The 13154-nt window shown below is 60.4% G+C and carries 15 protein-coding genes; 9 read left to right on the forward strand and 6 right to left on the reverse strand.

Going from position 1 to position 13154, the window contains the following annotated elements; translation table 11 throughout:
• Nucleotides 1-5 precede the first annotated feature (5 nt).
• From J0663_RS29555 to ppk2, 3 genes are all read left to right on the forward strand, one after another.
• Nucleotides 6-1088, forward strand: a complete 1083-nt coding sequence (locus J0663_RS29555) for an ABC transporter ATP-binding protein (RefSeq protein ID WP_207246046.1) — start codon at nt 6-8, stop codon at nt 1086-1088.
• A gap of 84 nt (nt 1089-1172) precedes the next feature.
• Entirely contained in the window at nt 1173-2825 is a 1653-nt protein-coding gene (locus J0663_RS29560; protein ID WP_207246047.1) for a GMC oxidoreductase, read from the forward strand.
• A 154-nt stretch (nt 2826-2979) separates the two neighbouring features.
• Nucleotides 2980-3894 carry a polyphosphate kinase 2 gene (ppk2, locus tag J0663_RS29565; protein WP_207246048.1) on the forward strand — a complete coding sequence of 305 codons (915 nt, stop codon included), beginning with the start codon at nt 2980-2982 and terminating at the stop codon, nt 3892-3894.
• 78 nt (nt 3895-3972) lie between these two features.
• Here ppk2 and J0663_RS29570 read toward each other — a convergent pair whose 3' ends face one another.
• Entirely contained in the window at nt 3973-4848 is an 876-nt protein-coding gene (locus tag J0663_RS29570) for an aldo/keto reductase family oxidoreductase (RefSeq protein ID WP_207246049.1), read from the reverse strand.
• 97 nt (nt 4849-4945) lie between these two features.
• Between J0663_RS29570 and J0663_RS29575 the strand changes: the two genes are divergently transcribed.
• A complete protein-coding gene (locus tag J0663_RS29575; protein WP_207246050.1) occupies nt 4946-5857 on the forward strand; it encodes a LysR family transcriptional regulator in 912 nt (303 codons plus the stop codon).
• 47 nt (nt 5858-5904) lie between these two features.
• Here J0663_RS29575 and J0663_RS29580 read toward each other — a convergent pair whose 3' ends face one another.
• The 4 genes from J0663_RS29580 to rpsU all read right to left on the reverse strand — a co-directional run bounded on the left by J0663_RS29580 (nt 5905) and on the right by rpsU (nt 7504).
• A complete protein-coding gene (locus J0663_RS29580; protein ID WP_207246051.1) occupies nt 5905-6384 on the reverse strand; it encodes a pyridoxamine 5'-phosphate oxidase family protein in 480 nt (159 codons plus the stop codon).
• A gap of 62 nt (nt 6385-6446) precedes the next feature.
• Nucleotides 6447-7019: an alpha-ketoglutarate-dependent dioxygenase AlkB gene (locus J0663_RS29585; RefSeq protein ID WP_207246052.1), complete on the reverse strand. Its 573-nt coding sequence runs from the start codon at nt 7017-7019 to the stop codon at nt 6447-6449.
• Nucleotides 7020-7035: 16 nt separating this feature from the next.
• Nucleotides 7036-7230, reverse strand: coding sequence for a hypothetical protein (locus tag J0663_RS29590; RefSeq protein ID WP_207246053.1), 195 nt, complete (start codon nt 7228-7230; stop codon nt 7036-7038).
• Nucleotides 7231-7276: 46 nt separating this feature from the next.
• A complete protein-coding gene (rpsU, locus tag J0663_RS29595) occupies nt 7277-7504 on the reverse strand; it encodes a 30S ribosomal protein S21 (protein WP_207246054.1) in 228 nt (75 codons plus the stop codon).
• A gap of 579 nt (nt 7505-8083) precedes the next feature.
• On the opposite strand from rpsU, the gene rapA2 reads away from it, so the two are divergent.
• The gene (gene rapA2, locus J0663_RS29600) at nt 8084-8800 is read left to right on the forward strand and encodes a calcium-binding lectin RapA2 (protein WP_207246055.1); all 717 of its coding nucleotides are present in this window, start codon (nt 8084-8086) and stop codon (nt 8798-8800) included.
• Between the two features lie 159 nt (nt 8801-8959).
• Nucleotides 8960-9148: a hypothetical protein gene (locus J0663_RS29605; RefSeq protein WP_207246056.1), complete on the forward strand. Its 189-nt coding sequence runs from the start codon at nt 8960-8962 to the stop codon at nt 9146-9148.
• A gap of 107 nt (nt 9149-9255) precedes the next feature.
• On the opposite strand, the gene J0663_RS29610 is transcribed toward J0663_RS29605, so the two are convergent.
• Nucleotides 9256-9894, reverse strand: a complete 639-nt coding sequence (locus tag J0663_RS29610) for a TetR/AcrR family transcriptional regulator (protein ID WP_207246057.1) — start codon at nt 9892-9894, stop codon at nt 9256-9258.
• 266 nt (nt 9895-10160) lie between these two features.
• Between J0663_RS29610 and J0663_RS29615 the strand changes: the two genes are divergently transcribed.
• The 3 genes from J0663_RS29615 to J0663_RS29625 all read left to right on the forward strand — a co-directional run bounded on the left by J0663_RS29615 (nt 10161) and on the right by J0663_RS29625 (nt 13103).
• On the forward strand, nt 10161-10724 hold the full coding sequence (locus J0663_RS29615) for a TRAP transporter small permease (RefSeq protein WP_207246058.1): 564 nt from the start codon (nt 10161-10163) through the stop codon (nt 10722-10724).
• Nucleotides 10725-10734: 10 nt separating this feature from the next.
• Nucleotides 10735-12015 (forward strand): TRAP transporter large permease subunit, encoded by a 1281-nt coding sequence (locus tag J0663_RS29620; RefSeq protein WP_207246059.1) that lies wholly within the window; start codon nt 10735-10737, stop codon nt 12013-12015.
• 71 nt (nt 12016-12086) lie between these two features.
• Nucleotides 12087-13103, forward strand: coding sequence for a TRAP transporter substrate-binding protein (locus J0663_RS29625; protein ID WP_207246060.1), 1017 nt, complete (start codon nt 12087-12089; stop codon nt 13101-13103).
• Nucleotides 13104-13154: the final 51 nt, after the last annotated feature.

The raw sequence follows: 13154 nt of genomic DNA on the forward strand, positions 1-13154 counted from the left end.
CTTCCATGCAATCCGCCGTCTCCGTAAAGGATCTGAAGATCGCCTACGGCCACCATACGGTGATCGAGAAGATGTCGATCGATATCGCACCGCGCGAATTCCTGGTGCTGCTCGGCCCTTCCGGCTGCGGCAAGTCCACGCTGTTGAACGCCATTGCCGGCCTTCAGGACATGACATCAGGCGAGGTCTGGATTTCGGGCAGGAACGTCAGCTGGGAGGAGCCGAAGGACCGCGGCATCGGCATGGTCTTCCAGTCCTACGCCCTCTACCCGCGTATGTCGGTCCGCAAGAACCTCTCCTTCGGACTTCGTGTCGCCGGCCTGCCGAAGGCCGAGATCGAGGCGCGCGTCGCCCGCACCGCCGCCCTTCTCCATCTCGACACGCTGCTCGACCGGCGACCGGCTGAGCTGTCCGGCGGCCAGCGCCAGCGTGTCGCCATCGGCCGGGCGCTGGTGCGCGAAGTGGACGTCTTCCTCTTCGACGAACCGCTGTCGAACCTCGACGCCAAGCTGCGCAACGAATTGCGTGTCGAGATCAAGAAGCTGCACCAGCACCTCGGCAACACGATGATCTACGTGACCCATGATCAGGTCGAGGCGCTCACACTGGCCGATCGCATCGCCATCATGCGCGAAGGCGTCATCCAACAGCTTGCCTCTCCGGCCGAGATCTACCGCCGCCCGGCCAATCTCTTCGTTGCCGGCTTCATCGGCGCTCCGGCGATGAATTTCGTCGAAGGCCGGATCGAGCGCGGCGGCGGGTCGCCGGTCTTCCGGAGCAAAGGGCTGGCCGTCGATCTCTCCGGCTACGCTTTCGGGACAGCCGCGGTCGAAGGACCTGCTACATTAGGCTTCCGCCCCGAGCATCTTGTGCTCAATGGGGTCGCCGGCGGGCTGCCCACCATTCCCGGCCGGGTTTCCGTCGTCGAGCCGATGGGTTCGGATGCCGTCGTCTGGTTCGACTGGGCGGACCAGAGCCTCTCGCTCCGGCTGATGGGCGACGTCAGCCTCGAGCCCGGCGACTCGGTCGCGCCCGGTCTTGATATCGCCAAAGTCTCCCTCTTCGGCGCCGATGGATCGCGGCTGTGACGCACTATCCCTTTATTCTCCCGCAATTACGGACGCGCGTCGCGTCGTCTTGAGCAATCGCTCCAGGACAGGATTTGGAAAGACATGTCTGAAATCATTTATGATGCGCTGGTGATCGGCTCCGGTGCCGCGGGTTCCTTCGCGGTCAAAGAACTGACGGCACAGGGGCTGTCGGTGCTGCTGCTTGAGGCAGGCCCCGCCGTCGGGTCGAAAGATTTCGACCCGGCGCTCAAGAAAGCGCCGGCCAGTAGCATCAATATCTGGGAGCGTGCACGAGCCACCATCAAGGGCCAGCCGATCCAGGCGCGGGCCGCCTTTTTTACCGAACGCTTCAGCCACTTCTTCGTCAACGATCGCAAGAACCCCTATACGACGCCGAAAGGGGAACCCTTCCTCTGGATTCGCGGCCGCCAGGGAGGCGGGCGACTCCACAGTTTCGGCCGCGTGCTGCTGCGCTGGACCGACGACGATTTCAAGATCCGGTCGCGCACCGGAAAGGGCGTCGACTGGCCGGTCTCCTATGACGAGCTCACGCCCTTCTATGACGAAGTGGAGGCTTATCTCGGGCTCTACGGCAATAAGGACGATGTGCAGACCTTGCCGGACGGCATCTATGCGAAGCCGGCAAGCCTGACGCCCGCAGAACAGATTTTCAAGCAGGCAGTGGAAAGCCGCTGGCCTCAAAGGCATGTCGTCTCCTGGCGCTATATCGCGCCGGACGCCGAACGCACGCCGCGGCCGCTACGGGAGGCAAAGGCGAGCGGGCGGCTGACGGTGCGCTACGACGCCATCGTGCGCCGCATCACCACCGACGAAAAGACCGGCCGCGCCATCGGCGCGGAATTCATCGATCGCAACACTGGGAAGGTTTCGACTGCCCGCGCCGCGACGGTCGTGCTCTCCGCCTCGCCGATCGAGAGCGTGCGACTGCTGCTGAATTCGGCCTCGGCAAGACATCCGGGGGGGCTCGGAAACAGCTCGGGCGCGCTCGGACGGTATTTCATGGATCAGCTTCCGTGCCTCGCCTTCGGTTCCTTTTCCAAGGCGAAGGGTTGGGCCATTGACCATTCCGCTCCTGTCGATCCCTTCTACAACCCGTCGGGTGGCATCTTCATCCCCCGCTTTGGCGAGGGTGACGCCGCCCGCGGCGATTTCGACTATCAGGGCAGCGTCGGCAGGGCACCGGTTTCAGAGGAGACCGCTGCACGTCTCGCCTTCTTCGGCTTCGGCCGCATGCTGCCCTATGCCGACAACCGCATCACTCTCGACGTCAAGCGAAAGGATGCCTGGAACATTCCGGTACCGCACATTCGCTGCGTCATGCAGGAGGAGGAACAGCGGCTGCTTCGCCGGCAGGAGGAAACGTTGATCGCCATGATCAGGGAGGTCGGCGGCGACCTGGAATTCATCGGCTCTCCCGCGGGCCTCAAGGAGATGGGCAGGGGCGCCTTTCCCGACGCCGATGCCTTTAGCCGCTTCATGTTCCGCAAATGGTTCCGCAAGACCATGTGCATGGGCGCTGCAATCCATGAAACCGGCGGCGCGCGCATGGGCGAAAGCCGGGAAGCTTCCGTGCTCAATTGCTACAACCAGCTCTGGGATGCCCCGAACGTCATCGTTACCGACGCCAGCGCTTTCCCGGGCAGCGGCATCGCGGGTACGACGCTCACCGTCATGGCGCTGACGATCCGCGCCTGCCGCAATCTTGTCGACGGCTATCGGAAGGGACTGATCTAGACACGGCTCCACTTCGGCGCGGGCGGCATCGAAAAGATCTCCGGCATGCGGAGTGACGGGAGCGGCGAACAAGTCGGCGAGCTTGGGGTTATCCAACCGTCACACTAACTTTGCAGTGACATGCTCCTGTCAACTGAGCAGGAAGGGAAAGCCCATGTCTAAAACACATCAGGACCAGCTCAGCCGGATAAAGGCCGAAATCGCCGACAGCTTCGATGAGGAGCTGGAAATGCAGATGGAGGAAGATCGGCTGGACGATCTGGTCGTCGAAGGAATGACGGAACCGGCTGAGCAGACGCTCGACCGAAAGATCTATTTCCGCGAGCTGTTCCGGCTGCAGCATGAGCTGGTGCGGCTGCAGGATTGGGTTCAGTACAAGAAGCTGAAGGTCGTCGTGCTGTTCGAAGGCCGGGATTCGGCCGGCAAGGGCGGGGCGATCAAGCGCGTGACCCAAAGGCTCAACCCCCGCGTCTGCCGAACCGTGGCACTGCCCGCTCCGACCGAACGGGAACGCCATCAATGGTATTTCCAGCGCTATGTTCCGCATCTTCCCACGGCCGGGGAGATCGTGCTCTTCGACCGCAGCTGGTACAACCGCGCCGGCGTCGAGCGCGTGATGGGATTCTGCACCCCTGACGAACTCGAGGAGTTCTTCCGCTCGGTACCCGAATTCGAACGGATGCTGGTCCGTTCCGGCATCGTGCTCATCAAGTACTGGTTCTCGATCACCGACGAGGAACAGGAATTCCGCTTCAAGATGCGCATCCACGATCCGCTGAAGCAGTGGAAGCTTTCGCCAATGGACATGGAAAGCCGCATCCACTGGGAGGAGTATACCAAGGCGAAGGAAGAAATGCTGGCGCGCACGCACACCAAGGAAGCGCCCTGGTGGGTGGTGCAGGCCGTCGACAAGAAACGGGCGCGTCTGAACTGCATCGCCCATCTTCTTCACCAGATTCCTTATGAGGATGTTCCGAAGCCCGAGATTCAGCTGCCGGACCGTATTCGCCACGCCGATTACATCAGGGCGCCTGTTCCGCCTGAAATGCTCGTGCCGGAGCGCTATTGAAAGAATAGCCGCAACATCCGGCAAGATCGCTACGCCGCGCGGGAAACCCGGCGTAGCGACTGGAACCCCCGGCGGCTGTCAGGCGGCCTTATCGGTCATTCGGTTCAGCTCCTCGACAGCATTATCCGGCAGCAGCAAGCGGGCCGCGGCGAGATTCTCCCTGAGGTGACCGAGCGACGAGGTGCCTGGGATCAGCAGGATATTGGGTGCACGGCGCAACAGCCAGGCGAGCGCCACCTGCATCGGTGTGGCGCTGAGACGCGTGGCGACATTGCAGAGCGTGGACGACTGCAACGGCGTAAATCCGCCAAGGGGGAAGAATGGTACATAGGCGACGCCCTGACCGGCAAGTTCGTCGATCAGTTGGTCATCGTGCCGATGCGCCAGATTGTAGTGGTTCTGCACACAGACGATCTCGGTGATCCCGCGGCCTTCGGCGACCTGTTTCGATGTAGCATTGCTTAAGCCTATGTGACGGATCAGGCCTTGCCGCTGGAGATCAGCGAGAACCGCCAGGGGTCCTTCTATCGAGCCCTCGGCCGGCCTATGCAGGTCAAATGCGATCCGGAGGTTAACGACATCAAGCACGTCTAAGCCGAGGTTGCGCAGATTGTCGTGCACCGCTTGCGTCAGTTCCTCGCGGGAGAAGGCCGGAATCCAGGACCCGTCCGCGCCGCGCCGCGCGCCGACCTTGGTGACGATGACGAGATCGTCGCGATAGGGATGGAGCGCTTCACGGATGATCCGGTTGGTCACGTGCGGCCCGTAGAAATCGCTGGTATCGATATGGTTCACACCGCTTCCGACCGCCTCGCGCAGCACCGCCAGGGCGGCGCCATGATCGCTCGGCGGGCCGAACACGCCTGGCCCGGCGAGTTGCATGGCGCCATAGCCGAGCCGCCTCACCCTGCGGTCGCCGAGATTGAATGTGCCGGACTGATCGATAACGGACATGATCGCGCTCCTTTCAAGAGATGAACCCAAGATTACGCCTTGGCGATGCGTGTGATAATTGGGTACAATGCGCACGGGCCGTGCGGAGTGGCGAACAGTGAAAGCAGACCTGGGTGATTTGAACGCCTTTGTCGCCGTGGCGCGGGCCGGTGGTTTTCGCGAGGCGGCGCGTGTCAGCGGCAGCAGCGCCTCGTTCTTGAGCGAGGCAGTGCGTCGTCTGGAGGCTGAACTTGATGTCAGGCTCTTAAACCGCACGACGCGCAGCGTCGTTACGACCGAAGCGGGCCAGGGGCTGCTGGAGCGACTTGGCCCTGCTTTGACGGAGGTGGAGGCTGCGCTCGACGTTGTCAACCGTTTCCGCGACACGCCGGCCGGTTCGCTTCGGCTCAATGTGCCGGTCAGCGCGGCGCGGTTGGTGCTGCCCGCCCTGGTTCCGCCATTCCTCGCCGCCTATCCAGACATCCGCCTGGAGATCGTCGCCGAGGAGAGCTTTGTCGACGTGCTGGCTGCCGGGTGCGATGCCGGCATCCGGTATGACGAACGGCTGGAGCAGGATATGATCGCGATCCCGATCGGTCCGCGCCATCAGCGCTTTGCCACCGCGGCATCGCCTGCTTATCTCGACCGCCACGGGCGGCCGCAGCATCCGAGTGAACTCCTCGGCCATGCCTGCTTGCTGGGCCGTTTTGCCAGCGGTGCGCTGACGAGCCCATGGGAATATGAGCGAGATGGCGAGGTGGTGCGGGTCGAACCGACCGGCCCATTGATCGTCAGGGTCGGCGGGGCGACGGATCTTTCCGTCGACGCAGCGATTGCGGGCACAGGGATCATCTGCGTTTTCGAAGACTGGCTGCGCCCGCATTTCGACAGCGGCGCCCTCGAGCCCATCCTGGAGCCGTGGTGGCAGCGCTTTTCCGGGCCGTTCCTCTATTATCCCGGCCGGCGTCTGGTGCCCGCGCCGCTCAGGGCCTTCATCGATTTCGTCAAGTCATCGGCCAACCGGGCTTGATATCCTTGGCGGGCGGCAGTCATCAATCTTCGTTGAGCGCCTATTGGTCAGAGCCTGACCTCGGCATTGTCGCCCATATCCGGTTTGCTGTTTGTGACCGCGGCGGCCGCCATTTTGATATAGCTGATGATGGTGCCGGGGCTGTCCCAATATTCAGCCGAAGACGGGGTAACCTTGAGAATGCGGATGGAGGGATCGTCGGGATTGTCCCACCATGCCTTTGCCGGCGTTGCCCACAATTCACGGATCTTCCCGCGATCGTTCTGCACCTCGGCCGTTCCCGACACGGAAACATATTTCTGCGCCTTGGTGTCGGCAAAGGCCAGGCAGACGTTTGGCCAGCGGGCGACCTCGTCGTCCTTGTGGCTGCCGAGATCGGTCAGAAAATAGACCGCGTTTTCAAGTTGCGCGCTATAGGCGGACATCGGCCGGGAGCGCAGGTCATCGCCGTTGCGGGTCGTCAACATGCAGAAGCCTATTCTGTCGATTAACTCCCATACCCGTGTCGCATCATCCTGCTCGGCCATCTTTCATCTCCATTTGTGCGAGAGACAGAGTAACCATCTGCTGGAGCCGATGTTCCCGCGGTTTACCCGGCCAATTCCCGGAAGGTGATCGAATAACGCAATCGATCGACAGGTGGGATGGAATGCTCCCAGAGCGTTCTCGAGGCGCCGGCCATGAGATAGACGGAGCCGGGTTCAAGCACGAGCGATCGCCGTTGCCATTTGTCGCCGTTCCGGCGCCTCAGCCTGAAGGTGCAGGACGAAAGCAGGGAGATGCCGACGACCCGCCCGAACACGGCTTTATCCTTGTGCCAGCCGATCGGCGCGCCGGGTGCGTATTCCGTCACGAGAGCTTGTTCGAGCGCCTCCGGCAGCATATCCGAGAAGCGTGCTGCGACCTCGCGAATGGGGAGCAGCAAAGACGGTATTACCTCTGCTTTTTTGATGCGCTGACTGTCGAAGTCGTATTTCCAGCCGAAGGAGACCGTCCTGCGTTTGCCTTCGAACCCGTGGAAGTCGAAGGCTTTGAACGGCAGGGCCGGTATCGCTTCGAGAAGAGAGCGCTGCAGATCGACGGGCACAATATCCTCGGAATATCGGAAACCCTCAGGAAAGCCGTCGTCGGACGCGCCAAAGAGGTCCTTTTGTGCCGTCATGGTCAACGCTCGTTCCTCAATGCACGCTGGGGGTTTCCATGACCATCGCGAAATCTTCTGCGACCAATTCGCTGACTGCTATGAGGATTTCCTCTCGCGAAAAGCCCGACGTCAGTGCCCGCTGAATCAGATCCTGCAAATCCGGCTCAACGACATCGCGGCAATCCTCGAGGCGTTCTTCCGAAACGGTGAGGCTGGTCAATTCGTCCATTGTCTATCCTTTCGAGAAATGTAATCGCTGAGACCGGGGCAGAATCCTAACGCGCCGCCGTGCGCCCGACCAGCAGCCCTTCGCGCTGCATCTTCTTGCGGGCAGCCTTTCGCTGCCGGCTGATCGCCTGCGCCTTTTCCCGGACGCGGCGTTCGGACGGTTTCTCATAGGCGCGCCGTTCCTTCATTTCGCGGAACAGCCCTTCGCGCTGCATTTTCTTCTTCAAGGCCCTAAGGGCCTGATCGACATTGTTGTCTCTGACGAGTACCTGCATGTCATGTCTCCTTGTTGGGGGTGGCGGTGGGAAATGCTACAGGTTTCCAGCAGTCTGGCGGCGCATGCTGTCCTCGCGCCGGCTGGCGGCCTGCCACGGCAATCGCAGCCGCTGTGTTTCGTCGTTCAAAAGAACCTCTGCCGACCGCCGCCGGAATCTTCGTATATTGCGGGATTGGCCATAGCGCGTCGGCTGGCGCACGCCGCGATCCTTTGCGGTCTTTGACAAATCGGCACTGCTGGAGTGTCCGACGGGATCGGGGGTCGGCTCTAAAATAGGTGCCGGTGTGGGGAATTGCAATGGTGTGCAGGCACCATAAGCAGTGCCAGAAAAGCGCCACGGTAACGTAGCCGCCGCAGAGGTTCTTTCAAGTTTACCGCGTGTAAATTGGATTCAAATTGCTTCAAATTTGATTAAAGCGGAGAGCGTATTAGTCGCTTTAGAAGTCACGACACACGTTATGGGTGAATGTTAACCTTACGTTAAATACCCCATTGACTTGTAGTATTAATAAGTTGTTAAAGGAGCGGCTCACTAAGGTCAAATTGACCCGATGAAAAACAATTTTAGGAGAAACTAATGGCGTCGCTGATTCACGCAACTGATGATAGTGCAACATTTCAAGAAACTGACGTTATTTCTGGAAATCTGCTTTCCAACGACTCGTCTGACAATGGCCATCTCTTCCTCCGGGCCTTTGACGGCGCCAGCGTTGGCGCTAAGAGCGGCATGAACCAGATCACCGAAATCCAGGGCGAGTACGGCACCTTCTTCGTCAAGCCCGACGGCAGCTATACCTATGTTCTGAGCGATGCAGCCAAGATCGGCTTCACGAACGGCGAGCTGCTCCAGGAGAAGGTATCGTACAAGATCTCCGACGGCAGCGGCCATACCGATGTCGGCCTGTTCACGCTCAACATCCAGGGCGTCACCCAGAAGCCGATTGCTGTCGACGACGTCTACAGCTTCACCGAGGGCAGCGCCATCGGCGGCAACGTTCTGGACAACGACATTCCCGGCGACAACGGCAAGATGTTCCTGCGCCAGTTCCTGAGCACGCAGGTGGACTCGAAGGCTGATGCCGTAACCGATGTTCAGGGCACCTACGGCACGTTCCACGTCAAGGCTGACGGCACGTTCACCTATGATCTGACGGCCGATCTGGATGCAGGCGTGACCTACACGGAAGTTCTGCGCTACTACAAGATCTCCGATGGCGAAGGCCATACGGACACTGCCAAGGTGACGCTGAACATCCTCGGCACGGACGCTCTTCCCGACGGCGTCGGCGTTTGATCCGCAGCAACAGATCAGTAAGACAAGACGCCCGCCGCGCAATCGGCGGGCGTTTTCGTATATCCGCCACTCTTGGCGAAAGGCCGGGGATATAACCCTTTTTAGCTAGTTCTTATAAAAGCTGGGCGGGCGTAGTCTCGATGTGCGGAGGACAAGCTCTTGACCGAACACATCGAACCTAAACAAATCGAGACCGACGATTTGACGAAAGTCTGGTCCGTAACCGAGTTCTGCGCTCGCCACCGGATAGATGCCGAGGAGCAAGCATTGTTGCTCAGACTCTTCGGGCCATTTGCGACAGCCTGCGAGTTGCTTCATAATGCCAGGCGCGCGCCACGCTTCCGATAAAAGCTCCGCACCGGTCGATGGCGTTTGCCGACTTTCTTGCCTCGGCGCGCTGAATTCGAGATTGCCATACCCTTGCTATCCCAGCGCGGCTGAGGAGGATCGCGTCCTCAGCCTTTCAGATAGCTGACGACGGCATCGGCGATCATTCCGCGATGGCGTTCGATGGTTTCGCCGTCCGAGAGATTGCGCCGGAAGATCGTGCCGAACGTATAGCGGTTCGAAACACGAAAGAAGCAGAAGGCGCTGATCATCAAGTGTACGTCGATCGGGTCGGCTTTGCGCCGAAAGACACCCTGGTCGAAGCCGCGCTCCAATATGCCGGCGATGGTTTCGATGACGGAGACGTTGAGATCGCGGATCGCTTCCGAACGGAGCATATGCGCGGCATGGTGGATGTTCTCGATGCTGACGAGACGGACGAAATCCGGATTGGCCTCGTCGTGATCGAAGGTCGTCGAGATCAGCGTCCGCAATGCCGCTTCCGGCTCGAGATTGGAGAGGTGCAGATCGGCTTCCAGCGAGCGGATCTTGCGATAGGACTGTTCGAGAACGGCGAGATAGAGGCCCTCCTTGCTGCCGAAATAGTAATAGATCATCCGCTTTGATGTCCGCGTCTTCTCCGCGATGGAGTCGACACGGGCACCCGCCAGCCCATGCGTGGAGAACTCTTTGGTTGCGACGAGCAGGATGTCCTCCCTCGTCTGCTGTGGATCGTTCTTTCGGCCGTTTTCGCCCCGCTCCGCCATGATCCTGCTTGCTGCGCCTTCTAAGTTACTGGTTTTTATACAGAATTACGACCATCAGCTTCGTTCGAAGCAGATACTTAACGTCTTCGTCTCAGTCAGTCTTATTCACGTTGATAGCATGTTTCAATAGATGGCGCTTGACATACGAACTAGTTAGTACATTTTGGAGAGGCGAACAGCGGAGGAGTTGGTCGCGACGGCAGTATCTTGGTCGTGACGCGCAATCGGGTGTCTACGACGGCCGAGGCCACGCTTGGGAGGAGCGAATGACCCGTATCATCGATTTCTATTTCTTAGCGCTGAAGGTAACGATCGCGCTCCTGCTGGCGGGTATGGTTGTGCTGGTTTTCGGCAATGTCGTCCTTCGATACGCCTTCAACCAGGGCATTACGACTTCGGAGGAGCTGTCGCGCATATTTTTCGTATGGCTGACGTTCCTCGGCGCCGTCGTCGCAATGCGCGAGCACGCGCATCTCGGGGTGGATTCGCTGATCACGCGGCTGCCGAAACCTGTCGCCAAATTCGCCGTGCTACTCGGTTACGGCATGATGCTCGCCGCCACATGGCTGATGATCAGCGGCAGCTGGACCCAGACGCTGATCAACCTTCACGTTTCCGCGCCGGCGACCGGTATCTCGATGGGCGTCTTCTACGGCGCCGGGCTTGCCTTCGGTGTGCCGGCGTTTTTCATCCTGCTCTGGGACGCTTTTGCCATCGCGACCGACCGCATCGACGTGACAACCGCTGCGCTCGTGCGCGACAGCGAGGAACAGGCGGCACTCGAAGATCCCGCGCAGACGGCTTTTCCCGTTTTGAAGCCGAAGCACTGAGGAGCGCGTCATGACCGTCACCATCTTCCTCGGCGCTCTTCTCGGCCCCATGGCGCTCGGCGTGCCGATTGCCTTTGCCCTCATCATCACCGGCGTGGCCCTGATGATGTATCTCGGCATGTTCGACGCGCAGATCGTTGCGCAGAACGTGCTGAACGGCGCCGACAGCTTTCCGCTGATGGCCGTGCCTTTCTTCCTTCTGGCCGGCGAGGTGATGAACACCGGCGGCCTTTCGCGCCGCATCGTCAATCTCGCCATGGCCATGGTCGGCCATATCAGAGGCGGCCTCGGCTTCGTCGCGATCTTTGCGGCCTGCGTGCTGTCGAGCCTTTCCGGGTCGGCCGTTGCCGATGCGGCGGCGCTGGGCGCCCTGCTCTTCCCGATGATGCTGAAATCGGGTCATGATCCGGCCCGCGCCGGCGGTCTGCTGGCCTCGGCTTCGATTATCGGTCCGATCATTCCGCCTTCGATCGGCTTCATCCTTTATGGCGTCATCGGCGGAGTCTCGATCACCAAACTGTTCCTGGCCGGCATTGTCCCTGGCCTGCTGATCGCGGCTGCCCTCTGCGTCACGTGGCTGATCGTGGCGCGCAAAGAGCAGTTCGCCCTGCCGCCGAAGCAAAGCGGTGCGGTGCGGATGAAGGCATTCGTCGAAAGCATCTGGGCGCTGATGCTTCCCGTCATCATCATCGTCGGCCTGAAATTCGGCGTGTTCACGCCGACCGAAGCCGGCGTCGTCGCGGCGGTCTATTCGCTTTTCGTGTCGATGGTCGTCTATCGCGAACTGCCGCCGTCGCGGCTGTTCGAGGTGTTCGTCGCCGCCGCGAAAATCACCTCGGTGGTGATGTTCCTGGTGGCATGCGCGGCCGTTTCCGCCTGGCTGATCACTGTCGCCGACGTGCCCGGCGAGCTTGCGGCCCTCGTCGAGCCGCTCATGGACAACCAGACGCTGCTGCTGCTTGCCATCATGGTGCTCATTGTCGTCGTCGGCACCGCCATGGACATGACGCCGACGATACTGGTCATGACGCCGGTGCTGATGCCCATCATCAAGCAGGCGGGGATCGATCCGGTCTATTTCGGCGTCTTGTTCATCATCAACAATTCGATCGGCCTGATAACCCCGCCGGTTGGCACGGTGCTCAACGTCATCTGCGGCGTTTCCAAGCTTTCGATGGAAGATCTGATGAAGGGCGTCATTCCCTTCATGATCGCCGAACTGATCGTTCTCTTTCTGCTCGTCCTTTTCCCCGTGCTGGTGACCGCTCCGGTCGCCTGGTTCGGGCACTGACTTCGCCGATGACGGCGATGAAATTTCAACGCGGCCGGAGGGAGATGCCGGCCTTATCCTGGGAGGAAAACATGCTGAATAGATTGACGAAACTGGCGCTGGGACTGGCCTTTCCCATTGCCCTCTTGGCAAGCGGGCCTGCGATGGCCGAAATCCGCGAACACAGCCTGAAATTCGCCGCCGCCAACAACAAGGGCCATCCCCAGGTCATGGGCATGGAGAAATTCGCCGAGCTGGTGAAGGAAAAGAGCGGCGGCAAGATCGAGGTCAAGCTGTTTCCGGGCGGCGTGCTCGGCGGCGACGTGCAGACGGTATCGGCGCTGCAGGGCGGCGTGATCGAGATGACGGTGCTCAACGCCGGCATTCTCGCAAGCAACGTCAAGCAGTTCGGCGCCGTCGACCTGCCCTTCCTCTTCAACGGCGGCGAAGAGGCCGACAAGGTGATGGACGGCGCCTTCGGCACCGGCCTGATGAAGCTTCTGCCCGACACCGGCCTCGTCGGTCTCGCTTATTGGGAACTCGGCTTCCGCAACCTCACCAACAACCGTCATCCCGTCACCAAGCTCGAGGATATCAAGGGCCTGAAGATCCGCACGATCCAGTCGCCGATCCCGATAGAGCTCTTTAACAGCCTGGGCGCCAACGCCGTGCCCCTGCCCTACACGGAGCTTTATACGGCGCTCGAAACCGGCACCGTCGACGGCCAGGAGAACCCGGCCGCCAACATCATCAACGCCAAATTCTTCGAAGTGCAGAAGTACATGACGATCACACGTCACCAGTACAATCCGCAGATCGTACTCATCAGCAAGAAGTTCTGGGACAGCCTGAACGACGAGGAAAAGGCGGTCTTCCAGTCCTCCGCGACCGAAGCCCGCGATTATCAGCGCAAGGTTTCAAGAGAGCTGGATGGCAAGGCGATCGAGGAAATCAAAAAAACCGGCATGGAAGTCGCCGAACTCAGCCCGGAAGAAACGCAGAAACTGCGCGACGCCGTGAAGCCGCTGATCGAGAAATTCACGGCGCAAATCGGTGCGGACACCGTCACGCAGCTCTTCAAGGAGCTCGACACGGTTCGCGGCAAGTAAGCCGATCAGGGCCCGCAGCACGCCTGCGGGCCCTTCCCCTCACGAGAAAAA

It is taken from the genome of Rhizobium lentis (assembly GCF_017352135.1).
In the GTDB taxonomy this organism is placed as follows: Bacteria; Pseudomonadota; Alphaproteobacteria; order Rhizobiales; family Rhizobiaceae; genus Rhizobium; species Rhizobium lentis.